This is a genomic window from Streptomyces lateritius, assembly GCF_014649715.1.
Classification (GTDB): Bacteria; Actinomycetota; Actinomycetes; order Streptomycetales; family Streptomycetaceae; genus Streptomyces; species Streptomyces lateritius.
Genome location: NZ_BMTO01000022.1, coordinates 58,389 through 77,705, shown reverse-complemented (window position 1 = coordinate 77,705; position 19,317 = coordinate 58,389). Strand labels below are relative to the sequence as shown.

The 19,317-nt window shown below is 68.9% G+C and carries 16 protein-coding genes and 4 pseudogenes; 10 read left to right on the top strand and 10 right to left on the bottom strand.

Annotation, left to right across the window (positions count from 1 at the left end; all coding sequences use genetic code 11):
* Positions 1–109 precede the first annotated feature (109 nt).
* The 4 genes and pseudogenes from IE136_RS32805 to IE136_RS32790 form a co-directional block, all read right to left on the bottom strand.
* Positions 110–709 carry a site-specific integrase gene (locus IE136_RS32805; RefSeq protein WP_189602263.1) on the bottom strand — a complete coding sequence of 200 codons (600 nt, stop codon included), beginning with the start codon at positions 707–709 and terminating at the stop codon, positions 110–112.
* Positions 710–1,845: 1,136 nt separating this feature from the next.
* Complete coding sequence (locus IE136_RS32800) at positions 1,846–2,874, bottom strand: glycoside hydrolase family 5 protein (protein WP_189602262.1); 1,029 nt, start codon at positions 2,872–2,874, stop codon at positions 1,846–1,848.
* A gap of 33 nt (positions 2,875–2,907) precedes the next feature.
* Entirely contained in the window at positions 2,908–3,987 is a 1,080-nt protein-coding gene (locus IE136_RS32795) for an alpha/beta fold hydrolase (RefSeq protein WP_189602260.1), read from the bottom strand.
* Between the two features lie 667 nt (positions 3,988–4,654).
* Positions 4,655–5,404: pseudogene (locus IE136_RS32790) on the bottom strand (transposase).
* A 375-nt stretch (positions 5,405–5,779) separates the two neighbouring features.
* Here IE136_RS32790 and IE136_RS32785 point away from each other — a divergent pair.
* Positions 5,780–6,529: a hypothetical protein gene (locus IE136_RS32785; protein ID WP_189602259.1), complete on the top strand. Its 750-nt coding sequence runs from the start codon at positions 5,780–5,782 to the stop codon at positions 6,527–6,529.
* 63 nt (positions 6,530–6,592) lie between these two features.
* Positions 6,593–7,002 (top strand): annotated as a pseudogene (locus IE136_RS32780) (transposase family protein); the annotation flags it as partial.
* A gap of 99 nt (positions 7,003–7,101) precedes the next feature.
* Here the strand turns inward: IE136_RS32780 and IE136_RS32775 are convergent.
* The gene (locus IE136_RS32775; RefSeq protein WP_189602257.1) at positions 7,102–7,818 is read right to left on the bottom strand and encodes a sulfite exporter TauE/SafE family protein; all 717 of its coding nucleotides are present in this window, start codon (positions 7,816–7,818) and stop codon (positions 7,102–7,104) included.
* 406 nt (positions 7,819–8,224) lie between these two features.
* Between IE136_RS32775 and IE136_RS32770 the strand changes: the two genes are divergently transcribed.
* The 7 genes and pseudogenes from IE136_RS32770 to IE136_RS32740 all read left to right on the top strand — a co-directional run bounded on the left by IE136_RS32770 (position 8,225) and on the right by IE136_RS32740 (position 13,628).
* The gene (locus tag IE136_RS32770; protein ID WP_189602255.1) at positions 8,225–8,566 is read left to right on the top strand and encodes a helix-turn-helix domain-containing protein; all 342 of its coding nucleotides are present in this window, start codon (positions 8,225–8,227) and stop codon (positions 8,564–8,566) included.
* Between the two features lie 48 nt (positions 8,567–8,614).
* Positions 8,615–8,893 (top strand): response regulator transcription factor, encoded by a 279-nt coding sequence (locus IE136_RS32765; protein WP_189602253.1) that lies wholly within the window; start codon positions 8,615–8,617, stop codon positions 8,891–8,893.
* Positions 8,894–9,099: 206 nt separating this feature from the next.
* Positions 9,100–9,393, top strand: coding sequence for a hypothetical protein (locus IE136_RS32760; RefSeq protein ID WP_189602251.1), 294 nt, complete (start codon positions 9,100–9,102; stop codon positions 9,391–9,393).
* A gap of 32 nt (positions 9,394–9,425) precedes the next feature.
* Complete coding sequence (locus IE136_RS37005; protein ID WP_189602249.1) at positions 9,426–12,593, top strand: WD40/YVTN/BNR-like repeat-containing protein; 3,168 nt, start codon at positions 9,426–9,428, stop codon at positions 12,591–12,593.
* Positions 12,485–12,730 (top strand): annotated as a pseudogene (locus IE136_RS37000) (helicase associated domain-containing protein); the annotation flags it as partial. The gene IE136_RS37005 and the pseudogene IE136_RS37000, both read left to right, overlap by 109 nt.
* 80 nt (positions 12,731–12,810) lie before the next feature.
* Positions 12,811–13,167, top strand: a pseudogene (locus tag IE136_RS36995) (hypothetical protein); the annotation flags it as partial.
* A gap of 239 nt (positions 13,168–13,406) precedes the next feature.
* On the top strand, positions 13,407–13,628 hold the full coding sequence (locus IE136_RS32740) for a hypothetical protein (RefSeq protein WP_189602277.1): 222 nt from the start codon (positions 13,407–13,409) through the stop codon (positions 13,626–13,628).
* A 291-nt stretch (positions 13,629–13,919) separates the two neighbouring features.
* Here the strand turns inward: IE136_RS32740 and IE136_RS32735 are convergent, their stop codons facing one another.
* From IE136_RS32735 to IE136_RS32725, 3 genes are all read right to left on the bottom strand, one after another.
* Complete coding sequence (locus IE136_RS32735; protein ID WP_189602247.1) at positions 13,920–14,222, bottom strand: hypothetical protein; 303 nt, start codon at positions 14,220–14,222, stop codon at positions 13,920–13,922.
* A gap of 161 nt (positions 14,223–14,383) precedes the next feature.
* A complete protein-coding gene (locus IE136_RS32730; RefSeq protein WP_189602245.1) occupies positions 14,384–14,758 on the bottom strand; it encodes an STAS domain-containing protein in 375 nt (124 codons plus the stop codon).
* A complete protein-coding gene (locus IE136_RS32725) occupies positions 14,755–16,185 on the bottom strand; it encodes a PP2C family protein-serine/threonine phosphatase (protein WP_189602243.1) in 1,431 nt (476 codons plus the stop codon). Before IE136_RS32725 ends, IE136_RS32730 begins: the two co-directional genes overlap by 4 nt.
* Positions 16,186–16,357: 172 nt before the next feature.
* Between IE136_RS32725 and IE136_RS32720 the strand changes: the two genes are divergently transcribed.
* On the top strand, positions 16,358–16,516 hold the full coding sequence (locus IE136_RS32720; protein WP_189602242.1) for a hypothetical protein: 159 nt from the start codon (positions 16,358–16,360) through the stop codon (positions 16,514–16,516).
* Between the two features lie 209 nt (positions 16,517–16,725).
* On the opposite strand, the gene IE136_RS36195 is transcribed toward IE136_RS32720, so the two are convergent.
* Together IE136_RS36195 and IE136_RS32715 are read right to left on the bottom strand one after the other, a co-directional pair.
* Positions 16,726–17,427 (bottom strand): hypothetical protein, encoded by a 702-nt coding sequence (locus IE136_RS36195; protein WP_229819399.1) that lies wholly within the window; start codon positions 17,425–17,427, stop codon positions 16,726–16,728.
* A complete protein-coding gene (locus tag IE136_RS32715; protein ID WP_229819397.1) occupies positions 17,415–18,368 on the bottom strand; it encodes a replication-relaxation family protein in 954 nt (317 codons plus the stop codon). The genes IE136_RS36195 and IE136_RS32715 overlap by 13 nt, the downstream gene beginning before the upstream one ends.
* Positions 18,369–19,317 lie beyond the last annotated feature (949 nt).

Genomic DNA, 19,317 nt, shown 5'->3' with positions numbered 1-19,317 from the left:
CCTCGTCTTCCGCTTTGCCGCACCTGCCGCCCGAGCACCACGGCCGGCCGATCACCTGGCAGCCCTGGAAGGAACAGCCCTACGCCTCGCACTTGCCACCTGCGTGTGACTACTGCACCGGTCGCACCGCTCCAGCCAGAGGTCGAGCTACCCGCGGTAGGAGTGCGTGGTCAGCGGCCTCGTGCCGTCGGGGTTCATCCGAGGTGCCGGGAACAGCCACCGGCTGCCGCCGGGCCAGCGGTGGAGAACACGCTGCTGCTGGGCGATGATCTCGTTCTCTACTTCCTCGTCGATCGGGACCAGGGCCGCGCTTCATCTTCCGGTTGAGGTAGCGCAGGTAGGCGGCGCCGTCAGCGTCCCGGATGATGCAGTCGAAGGCCAAGTTGCAGGCATCGCCGACCCGCAGCCCACAGCGCATAAAAATCAAGGTCAGCACACAGCCGTCGGGGTTGTGCCAGCGGTCGAGGTTGGCGGGCTGTTCGACTTGGGCCATCACGTGGTCGGCCAGCGCCCGGGGCAGCCGCTTGTCGGGTCGGGGGAAGTCGTCCGGGTAGAAGGTCGCGTTCGCCGGGAGGCTGGGATCCCAGCCGTGGCGGCGCACGGCGTGGAAGAACGCGTTCAGCGAGCCGATGTCCCGGCTGCGGGAATGGGTCGAGCGCGGATCCAGGGCCAGGTCGGCGAGGTAGCGCTCCAGCACGGTCCGGTCCACGCGGGCGAGCGTGTCGACGGCGAGGCGGGGATTGGCCAGGAAGCCGGAGAAGCGGTTGAGGGCCAGGATGTCGATGACGGCCTGGTTGATGCTGCGGGCCGATGCTCAGCCGCCAGCGCACGAACCGTTTGGCCGGCTCGCGCAGCCACAGCTGGGTGATGCGGTCGAACCGCAGCCGAGCCCGGGTGCCCTCGATGCCGAGTCGGCGCAGTTCCCACACGTCGCGCGGGAACTCGCTCTCCCAGCCGCTGCCGTGTTCCGGTTGTCGAGCGCGTCGCGAGTCTCGTGCAGCAGGCAGGTGGGACTTCCAGTCGAAGAACCACTGCGTCGCTGTCCAGCGGCCGATCGCGACGGCGGTGCTCTGGTCGCCCAAGAAACGTGCCCCGCCGGGTACCGAACCCGGTGCGGACCTTCTACCAGCATCGGGGTCAGCCCGGTGCTCCTCTACGACCTGGGGCCTGCCGGGCCTGCTGAACCGGCACATCCAGGTCAGCCCGGAAACCGTTCCCGGCAGTGCGAAGCCGTTCAGTTCGCGAAGGGCGATTTCGTGACTGGACCGCAGCGCTGTGAACGCCTCGACGTCGGAGAGCCCGAAGCTTCGATAACCCGAACCAGCTTCCGAGCGCATCCCATTCCACGCTACTCGCTACGCCAGGCCTCGTCCTGCCATGCGCAGACCGCCGCACTTGCGTGCCCGCCAATCATCTGACCGATGATGTTCTGCCATGGGGCCATCAGCCCTGGCATCTCAAGTCGGCGCCCCTCTTACTTAAGGACGGGGCTGATGGTGCCGTCCTCTACCATGTCGAAGAGGCCCTGGGTCTTGCCGTCTACCTTGGTGTGCTTGGGTCAGTGCTTTGATAGGTTATGCAAGTTCTTGTACCGGCCAACGAATACGGACGCGCCCCGCCAGGACGGCGTCGGCGACCGGCCGGGCGTAGGGGCGGCCGGCGACCACCAGAGGCTGCGAATGGTCGTTCTCCTGATCGACTGGAACGCGAAGGACCGGAGCGCATATGCGGCCTGCGACCCGTCGAACCGCTTGATGAGTTCGATGTAGTACGGCTCGGCGTGCCAGGCGGTGCCGTAAGAGCTCGTTTAGAACACGTACACAAGCGTAGCCACGCAGGGCGCCGTCAGGAGCTCGGGGAGCTCCCACCGTTGCCGCCGGTGATACCTCCGCTGGCGTAGATCGTGGCCTCCTTCGCGGTGGTTGCGATGCCGTCGGTGCCGCTGAAAATGCGTTTGCCCCAGTCGGTCAGGGTGTCGGCCTTGAAGTTGTCGACCATGTCCAGGTAGCCGCCAGTGTTGCCGCTCCAGGACCAGCCCAAGTATCCCAGGCTGAGTTCCTCCGCGGTGGCCATGATCGCGTCCTCGTTGGGGTTGCCGTCGGTGTGCCAGTCGCCGAACTCACCTATCAGGATCGGCAACCCGGCGCTGACGAAGAAGTTGAGGTAGTCCCGCACCGTATCGGCGGCTTCGTAGACCCCGTACATGTGGATCGAGAAGATCGTGTTCCCGTTGGGGTCGTCGTCGAAGACCGTGTGGGCGTGGTTGCGCATGGTACCCGAATAGTCCTGACCCCAGTTGGGGGCGTCGACCATGATGGCGTGGCGAAAGCCGGCGCCTCGCAGCTTCCGGATAGCGGCGCTGGTGTCGGAAGTCCAGCGCTCGTAATCCCTGTTGCCGTGCGGCTCGTTGCCGATGTTGATGACGACGTACTTCTCCTGGCCCTGCAGTGCGCTTTGGACCTTGATCCAGTAATCGGCGGCCTCGGAGAGCGTGGCGGCGCCGCTCACGTCGCCGTAACCGGTGGTGTCGTGCACCTCCAGCACGCAGATCAGCCGGTTCCGCTTGCACAACCGGACGATGGTAGAGACCTCAGCGACGCTGGTCATCGGCCAATGATGGCCGCTGGAGAGCACCACACGGACGGTGTTGGCGTCCTTCGCCTTGATGTCGGCGAGGGAGCCAGTCCGGTCGGTGTACCAAGCGTGAGGATGGTTGACGCCGCGCATCACAAAGTCGTTGCCATTGGCCTCGACGACACGTCCGTTGCTGACGCGGATACCGGTGGCGGCCTCGGCCTCACCGGCGGTTCCGGACGCGGACGCCAGCGATGTGGCCGCCTCCGTGGGCAGCCGATGGTTTGCTCGCTTCTGCATGTTCCCTCCTCAGATATTGCGCTCTCGCCGTAGTCACGGCCGGTGCGCTCGGATGGACGGAGCCCGACCTAACTCCCGCGTAAGGCCAGTGAGCCGAGCTGACTGCTGCCGGAACTCGCGGGCGCGGCATCCTTTCGCTTTTGACGTCATCGACTCGCTACTGGAAGGAGCGGGGACGCTCTGATAACGGCCGGCCATGCCTGCCGGGCGATCAGGCTTGTGGCCCGCAAGGGCGTGCAGATGTGCGGCCGCCGGCTCCTCCCACTGGAGCTGGTGGCCGGAGCCGGCCACCTTGAACATCAGCTTCCGCGTGCCCGGAATGGCCTTGTAGAGGTCTGGGACCGATGGGAACGGGACAGTTCCCGGTGCGCTGTTCACCGTTTTGTCGTGCTCCCCGTACATGATGAGCACTGGCACCTTGTCCCCGAGGATGTTCTTCACCTTCACGCCGGTCTTGTTCCAGCCCCACCAGAAGGCGTTCCGGAAGCGCAGCACTCCGTGGGGCACCCCGTATTTCTTGGCGCCCCAGTTGCTGCCGAACATGTCGCTGTCCATGATCGCGTCCCAGACAGTGTCGACCATGCCGTCCTCCCGCTGCTCCGGGCAGCCAAGCTCCCTGTTCCAGGCCCTCTCGAAGCCCTCCCTGCTGGTCAGGTTCATGGGGAAGCCCCACCTGGCGTCCGTGCTAGCCGACAGGGGCAGTGGGAAGGGTGGGTCCCAGTCGGTACCCGGGGCACTCTCCTGGTAGTTCGGGCCGAAGACCGGCGTCAGCAGGAACAGGCTGCTGACGTTTCCCGAATGCTCGATGGCGTACGGACCGAGCGCGATGACCGCCGCGGACCAGCCCATCAGCGCGACCTTCGAGACGCCGTGCCGCTTCTTGATGTACTTGACGACTGTGTCCACCTCGGACCAGTCGCTGCGCGAATCGCCGAGTTGACTGTCGTGGACGGGGGTACAGACCGACGTCAGCGGGTTGCCGCCGAGGAGCACCTGCTGCTGGGCCTGAGATGTGTTGCAGGGCTGCTGCATCACATCCGGCCGGGACGAGCGGCCGTTTCCCTGAAGGTCCATGGCGAACACATCGAAGCCCGCCCTGGCCAGCGACAGCATCCAGTTGTACTTCCCCGTGCCAGATCGGCGCTGGGCAACACAGGGATGCTGCGGCCGTGCCGCATGAGCACGGCCGTCCGGTCGCCGCCCGGTCGGGTGCCGTCGCGCTCCCGCACGAAGAGATTCACGGTCTGGCCACTATTGATAGGGAGCTTGGAGATGTGGGGTACCGCGTGGTCGGTGGTGGTGATTGTCATGTTTCGGCGTCCGTTCTTGCGGGTCGCGGCACCCGGGACCTGGACAGCTATCGGGGTGGCTACTCCTGGTCGGAAAGGCATGTCCGGCAGTAGTCACTGCGGTTTGCGGTTCTGGGGGCCTGTACCGTCACATCTATTTCGATTCCAGGCATCGGGGACTCCTAGTGAGCCCCTCATAAAAGTGGGGCTCCAAACCTGTGGCCATGCGCTGATTATGCAGTCCTATTTAAGGGATGACTCCGTTGCATACGTTGTCGCAGCAGTCATGGCGCCCCGTTCCTAGCTCAAGGCGAGATCCATTGCGTCTACGAGGTCGGCCATCGCCACGACAACGATCGAATCGGGATGGCGCACCGAACATCTCTCACTGCATCACACCCAACATATGGGGTGCAAATGGAGTAAATGTGGTTGATCGGTCGAAAATTAGCACATAAACAAGTGAAACTGGAACCAATAACTGAGCATTTTCAGCGTTGACGCTCCAGGGTGAGGATGGCTGCAGCGATGGCGGTCATGCGGTTGGGGCTGCAGCGGGCTCTGCGGAAGATTCGCCAGGACTTCAGCCTTGCGATGCTTCGTTCGACCGGTGCCCGCGCCGCTGAAAGGGCCCGGTTGATCGTCCGCTGGGTCGTGGTGAGGTCCCGGCCGGGAAGCCGTCTGATGGGTGTGGTCACCCAGGGGCCGGCGCCGATGTAGGCGCGGTCGGCGAGGACGGGAACGCCCTGGCGTTCACAGATCCGGATGATGCGGTGGGTGCGGGCCGCGGTCAGGTCATGGGTGCGGCCCGGCAGCGCGGGTGAGATCCACAGCAGCTTGCCCGTGGGGTCGGCGACGACCTGCACGTTCACGCTGTGACGGCGGTGCTTCTGGGAGAAGTCGGCCCGGCTGTCGCCGACGCGGTCGCACTCGGCGAGCGTCCCGTCGAGCAGGACGTGATCGGGATCGGCCTCCCGCAGGACACGCAGCAGTCCGGGTGCCCGGCCGGACAGGTGCTGGACGACGGCCTAGACGTAGGCGTGGGCGGTGCCGACGGATATACCGAAGCCGGCGGCGATCTGCGCGAGCGTGTCGTGCTGGCGAAGGTAGACCAGGCCGACGAGGGCACGCTGGTGGGGCGGGAGCTTGCAGCGTCGATCCCCCTCACGGGTGACGATGAGCATCGATACCCACTCGACCAGGGTGTGCGGCAGATCGAGTACGGCAGAATAGGGAACCAACGAGGCTCCTGCGCTGATGAGTTGAGACGCCGAACACCTCTTTTAACGGCGCAGGGGCCTCGTGTGTTGCGGCACGTCAGCCCGTCACCTGATCAGTGTGACCACTCTGAAAGAGCTCACTGGTCGGCCCGGCCCTGAACAGGCAGCGGGTACTCTTCCTGCTGGGCGACGTGATACATCAGAAGTATCCCAAAGGGCATCGGATCTTTACGTCCGGAGACGATTGTGGTTGCGGTGGATGAAGTGCTCGGTTCACTGAATGAGGCCGAAACTTCCCTCACGGCCAGGCTGGCCATCTCCCGATACGCGCGGTTCGCCCTCCTCCCGGGGCCCGGTTGGTGGCAGGAGTCGCTGCCGCACGGCTTCCGTGAGGCCATGACCGAGGCGATCCACTGGGGCGAGGCCGTGCCGGACGCACGTGCGATCGCACGCCTGGAAAGCCTCGCTGCCGAGGCCATCGCGCTCGTCGACGAGACCCCCGCGGGAGAGCTGTACTACCCGTACCAGGCCACGACCTTCGTGAGCGGCGTCTGTTGGGGGCTCGGGGAAGGCGTGGGCCATCCCAAGTTCCTCGGGCGGCTCTGGGAGGACGCCCTGCGCTATGCGGGGCACGTCGACTGGCAGTTGCGTCAGAGCCGGATCCCGACCGGAACCCAGGACCCGTTCCAGGCGCTGGAGCGGACACTGTGGCTGCGTCATGCCCGGCTTTCCGGGAGCGAGGACGAGACTTACAGGGAATTGACCGCATTCTCCCGGGAGGTTGCAGGGGAGTACATCGACGCCCTGCGGTGTGCGCTTTCGGAAGCGGCGACCGCCGACTTCATCCTCGTCCTCGACGCGGCGGACAAGCCGCGGTTCGAGGGGATCGTCGAAAAGTGGACAGGGGCACAGAGGGCGCGGTTCGACGAGTGCGTCTACCCAGGACGCATGGCGGACGCGGACCGGACTTTCTTCGAGAGCCCGGCGTTCCTCTACCTCTGGGGTGTCGACGAGACCGAAGTCGCGGCTCTTCTGCGTGAAGCCGGGGTCTCCCGGGTGCACGTGGACGTGCGTGCCCAGGACGGCTCCGTCATCGTGGGGGAGGCGTTCGTCGCCGATCCGGTGAAATCGGTGACGTCCTGGTGAGGGTGAACACCACCCGCTGAGGGAAAAGACTCCGCCGGTCCACCGGTTGGGCCGACACGGGATTGGCACTCGGCCAAACACCGCCGACACGGCGGGAACGTCCAGGTGGTCACCAATCCTGCCGGTGAGGTGCTGTGGATCTCACCCGCGCTGCCGTGCCGCACCCACGACCTGACCGCGGCCCGCACCCACCGCATCATCCGGATCTGCGAACGCCAGGGTGTCCCGGTCCTCGCCGACCGCGCCTACCAGGGCGCCGGCTCCTGGGTCACCACCGGACTCAAACGCCCACCGCACGGTGAACTCACCATCACCCAGCGCACCGTCAACCGGGCCCTGGCCGCGGCCGGGCACCGGTCGAACACGGCATGGCACGGCTGAAGGCATGGCAGATCTTCCGCAGTTCCCGCATCAGTCCCCATCGCATGACCGTCATCGCCAAAGCTGTCCTCACCCTGGAGCGGCAACGCTGAAAACGCTCACTGTCCCGTAGGGTTCCGTGGTCGGTGGGCGTCAGAGGAAGGCCAGCGGGACGTCCTTTTCGATGCAGAGCCGCAGGACGCCCGCCAGTCTCAGAGTCCAGCGACGAGACGCCCGGTGTAGCCCAGCATGACGGTCCAGAACAGACCGGTGTACCCGCGCTCGCCGACCTTGTAGTTGAACCGCCGGCCCAGGAACGTCGCGATCAGCATGAGGGGCACGCACGCCAGGGCGACGAGGTAGTCCCCGCCGGTGAGCAGGGCCGCGTCCGTCCAGACCGCCGTCTTGGTCACGTCCCCGACGAGCGAGACCAGGGACAGGGCGCCCACGAGGTGCATGCGGTCCAGGTCCAGCGCACGGACGGCGAGTCCCTTCAAGGGCCCCGACGTGCCGCTGAACCCGGAGGTCGCGCCGGACGCGAACGCCAGCAGCGGGGAACCGACCCGCCGGAAGCGGGTGAGGTCGAGGGACTCGACGAGGAACGCGAGCACGAAACCCACGATGACTGCGATCGTCACCCACCGCTCCGGTGCCGAGACGAGCAACTTGGCCCCCAGGAAGGTTCCGGCCGCGACGAGCACGATCACCGGCACCGCCTTCCGGAAGGGCAGGCTGCTCCGGTACGCGAAGACTTTCACCACGTTGTTGGCGGCCAGAAGCAGCGCCGCCAGGGCCACCCCGGACTTGGTGCCGAGCGTGAGGGCCAGTGTCGGTACGAGGATGAGACTGCCTCCGAACCCTGCGGAGGCGGACAGCGCGAACGCGGCGAAGACCGCCACGAACACGACCAGAAGCAGATACGGCTCCATCGGCGCTCCTCAGTCGGTCGGCCTCCCACCACCACACCCCCGTGCCGCGTACAGGCAGTCCCGTCGTCGCCGTCGGCGGCGCGCGCGGTGGGACCTTCTTCCTCCACGATGGAACCGCCCATGCCGACGCGCCACAGGGCGGCAGTCCGGCACTTGATCGTCCGAGGCAACCAAATCCCCTGGGGCCGCACCCTGTTCCGCCCGTAGCACGTCTGTGGCGGATGGCCTCGGCCCATGCTCCACTCGGTCCTGGGGAATCGTTTCGGCCTACCCGCACGGGTGACCCGTCCCCTCGATCACGCAGCGTACGGCTCGATCCGGGGCACAAGTGTCACGCCGGTCGAACGCTCCGCCGCGAGGGAATCCGACGCATTGCTCCTGCCATCCCTGCCACCGAAGGTTCCAGATGGACGCTGACCCGAGGCGTGTCGACGCTGCCCCGAGGCGGGTCGTCGTCGTAGGAGACTGCCCGCTCATACGTCTCGGCATCGTCCAACTGATCAACGGAGAACCGGATCTCCTCCTGGTCGCGGCCGTGTCCTCCGTCGAGGAGCTCGACGCGCACCCCGTCAACGCGGACATGACGGTGCTCAACCTCCGCCTCGCCACTCTCGAACTGGCCCGTACCGTCTCCCGGCTCTGCGCCGGCGGCTACGCGGTCGTCGTCGTCTCGGCCGCCGCACACATCGACCTCGCCCCGACGATCCGCGCCGGTGCGCTCGGTTGTCTGGACAGCCAGGCCGAGTAGGCTGAGCTGCTCTCGGCCGTCCGGGCCGTCGCGGCGGGCGAGACCTATGTGCCGGGCCCGCTCGCCGTCCACCTGCTCCTGACGCCCCTCCCTCTCACGGACCGCGAACGGGAGATCCTGGGGCGGGTCGCAAGCGGCGACACCGACCGGGAGATCGCCGCCCTGCTCGGCATCAGCGAGCACACGGTGCACTCGCACCTGGACCGGCTGCGCGACAAGATCGGCGTCCGTCGAAGGGCCGATCTCACCCGCTTCGCCATCGAGTACAGCCTCGTTCCGCCCACACCCGGCCGGGGTAGATCTACCCACCCGACACGGGGCGATTAGGGCCTTGGCAGAGCACGCACCCTGACCAAGAATGAATCTGGACGACCGAGAGGCCACACGGCGCTGAGCGGCTGCCCTTCCGGTCCGCGAACGCGCCGACGTCCCCCAGAACGCCACGTGTACGAGCGCCGATTGGCCGCGCTCCCCGGGGCGTTCTCCTCAAGGGCTTCCTTCTCCTTCATCCGCACCTCAGCGGGGAGGTCGAGTTGATACGCAAACCGGCCGGTGTCCCGGACGACTCGGAAGACGACCGCGCGGCGCGTCGGCTGGAAGAGTTCCAGCGGGCCAGAGAGCCCCAGGGCGAAGGGACCGGCGACGAGGCCGAGACGGACAAGACGGCTGAGACGGCCGACACGGCTGAGACCGCCGAAGCGGATGAGACCGCCGAAGCGGATGAAAAGGACGACGCGGCGCCGGAGGAAGAGACCGACACCTCCAGGGCCGCGTCGGACCCCGAGGCCTCCCCCGGTCCCCCCGAGGGCCGGCCGACCGAACCGTGACGCGGGACGTCGACGGCACGAGGAGAACGACGATGCGTGGGAATCCCCAGGACAGAACGGTCACGAAGGCCGATCACGAAGAGTTCCCCGGCGGCAAGGCGTTGGCGCGCCTCATGCTCGAACTGGCCCGCACCGGCCACGCGGACGCGGCCGTGGAAGCGGCCGTCCACGCCCGCCCGGACCTGGACCATGCGGCGGCCCAGGACCTGCTCGAAAGCGTGACGGGCCCCCAGGGCGGACCCTCCGGCGGCCAAGGCGACGGAGACGACGGCGAGCCGGCGGGCGAGGGAGGATCCGAGGCCGGGAACGAAGGAGGCAACGAAGGCGGGAACCAAGGCGACGGCGAGGGAGCGGGCCAAGGGAACGCCCAGTCCGCCAAGCCCCCGCCCTCCGGCGGCGGCAGCCAGCCTGGCGGGGGGACGGAGCAGCTCGCCGCGAACTACATGGCCGTGGCCGAGACGCTGTCGCTGACCCCACCGAGCCCCGCCGGCCCCAACTGGCGCTCGCTCGGGCCCTGGACGATACCCAACGGGCAGACCTACGGCTCCGGCAGCGGCGCTCGGATCAACGCCTCCGGACGCGTCTCCTCCGTGGCCGTCGACCCCGGCAACGCCAACCACCTCCTGGTCGGAGCGGCCCACGGCGGCATCTGGGAGAGCCACAACCGCGGGCAGTCCTGGGCCCCGCGCACCGACCACGCGGCGACCCTCACCACGGGTGCCATAGCCTTCCACCCGACCGCTCCGGCCACCGTCCTCGCGGGCACGGGCGAAGGCGACTGGTGGTCCGGTTTCGGCACGGGCATCCTCCGGTCCACCAACGGGGGATTCAGCTGGGCGAGCCTGTGCACCGCCCCGTTCGTCGGCCAGGGCTTCTACGACCTGGAGTTTGACCGGGCCACCCCCACCCGGCTCTACGCAGCGACGACGGGCGGCCTCTACGTCTCCACGGACAGCGGAGCCACCTGGACCCAGCGGCGCACCGCGACGACCTGGTCGGTCGCGGTGGCCCCGTCCGGCGCCGAGGCACTCGCCGCCTGCCGGGACGGCCTGTTCCGGGCCACCGACGGCGGCGTCACCTGGAACGCCGTGACCCTGCCGAGCGCGCCCGCGACCTACAGCAGGTTCGCCGTGGCCCTCGCCCCCTCCGACCCCACCGTCGCCTACGCGTGGGGCGCCGGGACCACCGGCTATCTGGCCCGACGCGCCGGGGGCACCTGGACCTCGATCGGCGCACCCACCGGGGTGAACATCGGCCAGGCCTGGTACGACTGGTTCCTCGCCGTCGCACCGGACAACGCCGGCCAGATCTACTGCGGAGCCATCAGCGCCCATCGGGGAGACCTCTCCGGCACCACCTGGACCTGGACGGACATCGCCAGCAAGGCATCGCCCGGCCAGTCCATCCACCCCGACCAGCACGCCATCGCCTTCGAACCGGGCCAGCCGCAGGTCGTCTACATCGGCAACGACGGCGGCCTCTACCGCAGCCCGGACCGGGGCGTCACCTGGCAGCACCTCAACAACGGCCTGGAGATCACCGAGTTCGAGTACATTGCGCAGGACCTGGGCTCCTCCCGCTGGCTCATCGGCGGCACCCAGGACAACGGCACCGAACGGTGGACCGGTTCGCCCACCTGGCTGCACTCGCAGGACGGCGGCGACTGCGGGGTCAACCGCACCGACCCGCGTACGGTGTTCCACAGCTTCTACAACATGGGCGTCGAACGTTCCACCTCCCGGGGCGACTGGGGCAGCTGGTCCTGGTTGCCGCCGCCGGTCCCCTCCGGAGAAAGTTCGCTCTTCTATCCGCCGTTCGAGTCCAGCGCCACCAACGGCAATACGGTCGCCCAGGCCGGCGCGGCCCTCTACGTCTCCCGCGACAACTGCACCAACTGGACGCGGCTGGCCTACCCGACGGCCGGGACCGCCTCCGCGATGTACATCCCGACGGCGGACCAGGTGTACGTCGGCACCACCGACGGCCGGCTCTACGTCACACGATGGAACGGCACCGCGTGGGGCACACTCACCGCGCTCACGACACCCCGCGCCAACGCCTGGGTCAGTGACATCCACGTCGACCCGACCGACACCAACCGCATCTGGGTGACCCACACGACGCGCGGCGGCGGCCGGGTCTGGCGGTCGACCGACGGTGGCACGAACTGGGCCGACCGCACGGCCGCACTCCCGAATCTGCCCCTGAACGCCATCGAGGTGCACCCGGGCAACCGCGACCGCGTCTGGGTCGCCGCCGATCTGGGCGTCTACCAGTCCGTGGACGGCGGTGCCTCCTGGCAGATCTTCTCCAACGGCCTACCCAACGCCTTCGTCGGCGACCTGCTGTACCACCGGCACGCCAGGACGCTCCGCGCCGGCCTGCGCAACCGGGGCGTCTGGGAGATCCCGGTGGACGGCTGGATGACCCAGCCGGTGTGCGGCGTCCAGTGGACGGGCACAGTCGCGGCCAACTCGACCCGTCGCTACTTCACCTGGGGCTGGCCCGCCACCTGGCACGTCCTGTGGACGGTCATGCCCACCACGATCCGCCCAGGTGCCGAGGAGGTGACCTGGAAGGTCCAGGTGGAACGAGGGGACGCCGAGTACGTCGCGTACTGGGTCTCCGTCACCAACCTCACCCCCGTCCCGGTCGCATTCGAGGGCCGGTTCGCCGCGCATCACGATCGAGATCGACGGCGCCGCGGAGCAGCCATCCTCCCAGGATTGCCCTCCGCCGGTGCCGCGGCCCGAGCCCGTGGCGGGGGTGGACATGGGGCCCGCCCCGAACACCGGCGGCACCTCCACCGGCCAGCCGCCCACCTCGGCGGGACAGCCGCTGCCTTCCACCGACCAGCCGTACCCGACCGACACCTCGTCGACCTCCACCGACCAGGCGGTCGGCGCGGCGCCCACGATGTGACCCGCGCTCTGGGGGCCGCGGACGGCGTCTGCGCCGAACGGGTTCTCACGCCCCGCCCCCCGCCTGTCGGGCGGGGGCCACTCCCGGCCGACGACTACGGTGCCGTCCGTGGTCCCCATTGGCGAGGAGACGTTCCCCGGCGGTGTCCTCCACGGAGGCACACGGGGACATGGACGAGGACCGCATCGCGCAGCTGGAGAAGCTGGGCATGGTCTGGAGCCACTTCGACGTCGCATGGGAGGAAGGTCTCGCAGCGGCGCGCGGGTGGGCCGAGGTGAACGGGCACCTCCTGGCCCCGCTCGACGCCACCTACCAGGGCTACAAGGTCGGCATCTGGCTGAAGAACGCACGGGCCGCCGCCCGGAAGGCCGCCGAGATCGAGCAGCGGCGTGCCGAGGGCCTGCCGGTGGAGTCGTCGGCCGGGGCCCTGTCGGACGAGCGGCGCGAGCAGCTGGAGGACATCGACCCGTCGTGGTGCCCGGCCTGGCCGGTGGAATGGCAGCGCGCCTTCCACCTCGTCCGGCTCCACCTGGAAGAGGCCGGCGGCACGCTGCCGACCGAGCCCGGCAAGGTGATGCACCAGGGCGAGGACCTCGGGCGGTGGGTGCGGGCTCAGCGGCTGGGCTGGGACAAGCTCACGACCGTGCAGCAGTGGATGTGCGAACACGTCCTCGGAATCGAGCCCGCGGCCGAGGAGGAGAAGCCGCAGCCGCGCCGTACACAGGCCGACAAGTGGGCGATGAATACGAGGCCGCCAAGCAGTTCTACGAGCGTGAGGGGCATCTTCAGGTCCCCAGGAAGCACGTCGAGCGGATCGTCGGCGAGGACCAGGAGGAGCGGGAGCTCCGGCTCGGAGCGTGGGTCGGCAACCAGCGCAGCAGAGCCGCAACGCTTGATGGACGTCGTCGTCACCGCGGCCGCCGCGCTCGCGGCCGGCTATCTGCACCGAGCGAAAGGCGCTCCCGTGCTAGGAGCCCTCCCGGACCAGGACGGCCCCTTCCAAGATCACGCGACTGTGTCCGCGCGGTGGGGAACCGATGGACGGTGATGCCGGGATCGGCCGGCATCACCGTTCAGAGAGGAACCGCACGATGGAGCAGTCTGAGCTGGAGAGCAAGATCCAGAAGCTGGAGACGGGTCTGGCCGTCCAGGAGGCGGCCATGGCCGGGGCGCAGTCCACACAGGCGGCGGCGCAGGCGGGGATGACCTCGACGTTCACCGCGACGCAGACAGGGACGTGGGCGGTGATGGCCACCGGCAGTGTCGCACTGCTGGTCGGGATCTTCCTCGGAATGGCCATCGCCAAGGACTGACGGCCCCTCCCGCCCTACCGGGAGCCGCCGTCTGGCTTTGCGCCGCCCCCTGCCCGGTCTCACGTCCGGTTGGGGGGCGGCTCGCTGCAAGGGGCCGCGGCGGTCCAGCAGCAGATCCCGGCGGTCCGCCTCACACGGTGAATATTCCCCTGGGGCCGACGGGCATGACCACGCAAGTCCCGGGATCACCCATATGCGGGCTGCTGGCACGTCCACACGACGCCCAGCACCCCAGGCCGCGGTGAAGCCCTGCGCCTCTTGGCGGCTTGCTCTCCTTCGTGCTGTGCGAAGTCAGGAGCCGTCGTAGTGATCGCGGCTGCCGGACTTGGCCAGCCCTCGGCTGATCATGTAGCCGACGGTGAGGATCACGATGTAGAGCCAGGCTTTGTCGGCGCGGAAGTAGTCGGTGTGGCCTTCTTCGGTGCCCACCAGCATGGAGGCGATCAGGACCGCGATGACGGAGGCGATGTAGACGAAGAACTCCGTGGTCTTCAGGGCCGACTTCGTCTCGGTCGACAGCCGGCGGGTCCGCTGTCCGGTGACGTCGCCACCGGTGCGGTGGCCAGGGGTGCCGGCCGGGTTCGCAGTGGTCATGGCAGGTGTCCAATCCGTTGTGCGAAGCACGTAGTGCACTCCACGAGTCAGGATCACGCCAAGATCAGCGCCGTCCCACCCTGGCGACTACCCCAAATGCGCGATGTAATCGCCACATAAGAGATCCGGGCTTCCGTGCACCGCAGGCGCCCCGCCACGGCCTATTGCGCGGTGGCCGTGTCCTGGCTGCGGGCGTGCGCGGCGAGGGCGTCGGCGGCGGTGGGGTAGGCGGGCAGCAGGGCATCGAGCCCGGTGAGGCTGAGCAGTCGCTCCAGCCGGTCGGGGACGGCGGCGAGGGTCAGGCTGCCGCCTGGTTCCTTGGCGCAGCGGAAGATGCCGACCAGGGCGTTGAATCCGGAGGAGTCGCAGAAGGTGACGGCTGCAAGGTCCAGGATCAGGTGGCGGTGGCCCTGCCCGATCAGGGTCAGCCCCTGCGCGCGCAAGTGGGGGGCGGTGGCGATGTCCAGATCACCGGCAATTCCTGCCAGGACCAGATCACCGTCGGTGTGCTGCGTGGTGAGGCGGAAGTCGGTCACGGTCGGCTCTCCGGCATCTCGCCGGCGGGGGCGATGGTGTGGGCGTTGGCGGTGACGCCGTCCACAGAGGCGTCGGCGAAGGGAACGGACAGGGCCAGCAGCGCGACGTCGTCCCCGGCGCCGTAGGGTGTGGCGTCGATGAGGGCGACGGTGTCCTCGATGACCGCCGTCGCGCCGACCGGTGCGGTGCGGGCGGCGAGGAAGCCGGTCAGGCCCTCTTCCCCGATCATTTGCCCATCGGCGGTGCGGGCCTCGGTCAGCCCGTCGGTGTACAGCAGCAGACCTTCGCCCGGGGCGAGACGGAAGGTGTGGGAGGCGAAGTGCGCCTCGGCCAGCGCCCCGATGAGCATGCCGCCCTTGGGGCGCACCGCTTCGACCACACCGTGGCCGCGCAGGTGGTACACCGGGGGATGCCCGCCGGTGGCCACCGTGACGGCAAAACCTTCCTCCTCGTGCGGCTCAAGGATGCCGAAGACGGCCGTACAGAAGCGGGTACCGACGGCCGGCTCCAGCAGCAGCGCCGTGTTCAGCGAGGTGAGCACTATGTCGGGGTCCGGGTCTATCAATGCCGCGGCGCGCAGCGTGTAGCGGGTCAGGGACGTGACTGCGGCGGCCTCGGGGCCCTTGCCGCACACATCCCCGAGGAAGAACGCCCACTTCCCCCCGCCGAGGGGGAAGACGTCGTAGAAGTCGCCGCCCACGTCCCTGGGGGAGGCGGTGGCGTAGTGGCAAGCCAGCTCCAGACCCGGCACCACCGGCAGAGCCGGCGGCAGCAGGGTGCGCTGGAGGGTGGAGGCGAAAGCCTGGATAGCGGCCGTGTCCCGCTCCGCGCGCTCGCGGGCCTCCTCCTGCTCCCGGCGCCGTTCCTGCTCCACGCGCAGGGCGTTCAGCGCCGACAGGCGCATCTCCATCTCATCGAGGACGATGGCGGCCAGGTCCGCGAGGGTGGCGGTGTCGTCCTCGGTGATCAGGCGCGGGCGGGTGTCGAGGATGTTGACCGTGCCCAGCCGGTGCCCGTCGTGCGTGATGATCGGAGCGGCGGCATAGAAGCGCACCCCCATCGGCCCGGTGACCAGACCGTTGGAGCAGGCGACCGGGTCGGTGAGCGTGTCGGGAATCACCAGGGTCTCGTCCGACAGGATCGCCGAGCCGCACAGACCCGGCTCCCGGCTGATCTCGCTCACACCCTCCAGCCCGTGCGCGGCCTTGAACCAGATCCGGTCCTCATCCACGATCGTCACGCTCGCCACCGGCACCGCGAACAGCCGGGCCGCCATCGCCGCAACACGGTCGAACGCGCCGTCCGGCGGGGTGTCGAGAATGTCGTAGCGGCGCACCGCCTCGATGCGGGAGGCTTCTCCCGCCGCGCTGGGCGCCCACCGCCCCGGCTTACCGCCGTGGACGGCCGCGTGTCCCTCTTGCGGCATTGTTTGCCTCTCTTTGCGCGCCGGTCCGATGACCAGCGCTGCAGGGCAGGATAGTCCGGGCCGTCTGATTGCTGCGCCCACCATTCGAACCAGCCTCAGCGACCATGATCAATCTCAGCGCCAACCACGGTTCCATCGATCCAGTCCGTACATCGAGCGCTTGGAGGCGTTCGTGGATCAGCACCGCGCCCGCCTGGAGGAGCTGCTGCGGGCGTACGGGCCGGGCAACACACCCGCCTCCCACGGCCGGTACGCGCTGATGGGGCAGCCCGAGACCCTGTTCATTCTGGAGCGGATGGAGGCCGTTCCGATGCTCCTGCGCGGGCTGTAGGAGAAGGAGCTGGTGACCGTCTTCCTGGACGACCTCGAGTTCGCGTGGGGGCCACTATCCGGCTCAGCCGGTGAGCAGCCGGGAACGACCAGCGGGGCCGGGCAGGGTGATCCCGTCCGGCCCCGCTGTCGTCGGGTCAGCCGAAGTCGAGCGCGGGCTTGCCCAGGGTGACCTTGGGCTTGCCCGCGCCCGCCGGCGGCGTGCCCGGCTCAGCGGCGCAGACGTGAGAGCCAGCCGGCCTTTTGCTCGGGCACGGCCTGCTCTTGCTCCTGGTCCTGGTCCTGGTCCTGGTCCCGGCGGATCGCGCCCGGCCAGGTTTCCTCCCAGTCGTTCTCGTGCCGCTGGTCGCAGTCCCCGCACAGCGTCGGTCGGGATTCCTGGGTCGTACCCCAACCGACGCGCTCGGTCGCCCTCCACCGTTCGTCGGTGAACTCGGCACCGCACTCGGTGCAGACGGGGCGCCGGGTGTTCCGCCGGAAGTCGTCCCACCCCGCTCCCCCGCGCTCCGGTTCTCGGTGCTCCAGCGTGCGGGCCGCCGGGCTGGCGGCGGCCGCGGTGGCCGTCTGCTTGCAGCCCTCGCACAGCTGCGGGTGGCAGTCCTTCGGGGTGCCCCAGTCGGTCGCCTGTGCCGCCCACCGTTCGTCGGTGAACTTCGCCCCGCAGCCGGCGCACACAGGACGGCGCGCCTCACGCTCGGCTGCCTGCTTCGCCGCCTGCTCCTGCGCCGCCCGCCGCATCTGCTCCTGGTACATCTCCTCACAGGCCCGGTACTGCGCCTGCGCGCAGGCGCGGGCAGCGTCGAGGCGTGGGTTGCCGATCGCCTCCAGCAGGGGCTGCGGGCCGCTGCGTCCGAAGCGGGCGAACACCGGGCCGGCCGGGCCATGCTCACGCAGCTGGTTCAGCCCGACCACGACGATCGGGATCTTCTTGTGTAGCGGTGATGGCCTCCCTCGTCCCGCTCCCCCTGCCACAGGTGCCGGGTGAGCTCCATGAGCCGCGGGACCGTGCGGTTGGGGTTGCGCTCGCCAAGCCGGTTGAACACCAGCAGCACCGGCGGATAGGGCTGGTCCGCACGCGGGTCGGTGGGGACCATCCAGCGGGTGCGCCACATCGGGCGCTCCTTGCCATCGGTGTCCTTCACCTTCCGCCGGAAGAACCGCGCGTACTTCTCCAGCTTGTCGGCGAGTTCCTCAGCGGTCTCGTGGCAGTTGTCGACCTCGATGAACAGCAGCGGCACCCCGTCCTGCGGGGCGGTGAGAACCAGGTCGGCCTGGGCACCGCCCTTGCCGGGCGCGTTCCAGGTGCCGGTGGCGGGCAGCGATACCTCGGTCCAGAACGAGGCGATCGTGCCGATCCCGTCCGGTGAGTCGACGGCGGCCTGGGCGGCGGCCTGAACGTGTGGCGAGTCGACGGTGAGCCTGGCCATGTTCGGCTTCGGGCGCAGCAGGGCGATGACGGTCTCGTTGACGGACATCGGGTGGGACGCGCCGCTGGAGCCGGCGCCGCGTGCGGTGGAGCCCATCTCCCCCGCCGGGCGCCGCAGCTCGTAGGAGGCGGCCTGCAGGCCCTTGGTGGTCTGGTTACGCAGGGAGTCGCCGGTCTCGGTGGATCCGCCGTTCTCGGACAGGCCGTGCTTGCGCATGTCGGAGAGTGCGCCGGTGTGCGAGGCGGTGCGGGCCTGCTTCTGCTTCGACGGCGGTTCCTTGTCGGCGTGCCGGAAGCTCAGATGCGGAGCGCCGATCCGCTGGATCTGATCAGCCGTCGCCACCTTCAGCGCCCCGAGCACGCGCAGCACGTCGCCGCGGTAGCTGTTCGTCGACCCCGCCGGGTTGTTCTTCCGCTTCCCCACCATCAGCTCTGCCCCCTCGTTGCTCGCGACCCGCCGCCGGCCGACCGCCGCCGCTGCCGCTGCCGCTGGCCGCGTCCGGCCTGGGAGGACGTCCGGGCCCCCCAGAACCCGATGCTCTCCTCCACTACGGACATATTGAGGAGAGAAGAGGGTTGTGACGGCGCAGTTTTCACGCCGACTGCAGCCCTGACAAGGAGTTTTCCTCCGACCTCGGGTGCCGGGCACCAAAGGGGGTTCCTGAGTGCCTTCCGAAGTGGGCACCCAGGGAACCCCCTTCGGCTTGCCCGCCACGGGCCGACCTTCCAGTGTGATCGGCCCGAGCGGTGCCGCTGACCGGCCCTCGGGTGGGTGGTCGTCATCGTCTCGTCTCCTTCGCTGCCCCGGCCGGGGTGGCCGTTGCGAAGGAGCAGCGTGCAGCCGACCCCCTTGTCCGCAGGTAGACGCGGGTGAAACGGGCCGCCGGCTCAACGAGCGGCGCCGCGCCCTCCTCGTTCTCGAGTTCTTCGGCCCGGTCCTAGAACGAGGCCATCGTCTCCAGTCAGGCGGCGAGCGCCACAGCGGCCCGCGGGTCAAACGCGGCAATTTGGGGAGGCCGCCCCGAGCGCCCGCGCGTGCGTCGCCCGCTCCGGGCTGTCCCGATAGACGAACGAGGCGAAGACGCTGCTGCTCACGCTCAGGTGCCGCTTTGGGCTACGGCCGCCATCGCGGGCGGCGGGCGGGTCAGCCGCTGGAGGGCTGCACGCCTTCCCCGAACCTCGGCACGTCGGCCGGGTGACGGCCACCCCGTCGCCGAGCACGCCGAACATTCAGCCACCGCTCCGCCCCAGTGCAGGCCGTTCGGCTGCGCACCGCCCGAGCCGAGGTCTTCTGCCTCATCGAGACCTTCAACTACCGCCGTCGCCTGCGCATGCACCGAACTTCCAGGCTGTCTCGCCCCGGCCGAGAACAGGCA

Coding starts and splice junctions, on each gene's coding strand:
- IE136_RS32785 (WP_189602259.1), top strand. CDS start 5,780: ATGACCGAGGCGATCCACTGGGGCGAGGCCGTGCCGGACGCACGTGCG.
- IE136_RS32740 (WP_189602277.1), top strand. CDS start 13,407: ATGGAGCAGTCTGAGCTGGAGAGCAAGATCCAGAAGCTGGAGACGGGT.
- IE136_RS32715 (WP_229819397.1), bottom strand. CDS start 18,368: ATGGTGGGGAAGCGGAAGAACAACCCGGCGGGGTCGACGAACAGCTAC.
- IE136_RS32775 (WP_189602257.1), bottom strand. CDS start 7,818: ATGGAGCCGTATCTGCTTCTGGTCGTGTTCGTGGCGGTCTTCGCCGCG.
- IE136_RS32735 (WP_189602247.1), bottom strand. CDS start 14,222: ATGACCACTGCGAACCCGGCCGGCACCCCTGGCCACCGCACCGGTGGC.
- IE136_RS37005 (WP_189602249.1), top strand. CDS start 9,426: ATGCGTGGGAATCCCCAGGACAGAACGGTCACGAAGGCCGATCACGAA.
- IE136_RS32795 (WP_189602260.1), bottom strand. CDS start 3,987: ATGCTGTCGCTGGCCAGGGCGGGCTTCGATGTGTTCGCCATGGACCTT.
- IE136_RS32725 (WP_189602243.1), bottom strand. CDS start 16,185: ATGCCGCAAGAGGGACACGCGGCCGTCCACGGCGGTAAGCCGGGGCGG.
- IE136_RS32770 (WP_189602255.1), top strand. CDS start 8,225: ATGGACGCTGACCCGAGGCGTGTCGACGCTGCCCCGAGGCGGGTCGTC.
- IE136_RS32800 (WP_189602262.1), bottom strand. CDS start 2,874: ATGCAGAAGCGAGCAAACCATCGGCTGCCCACGGAGGCGGCCACATCG.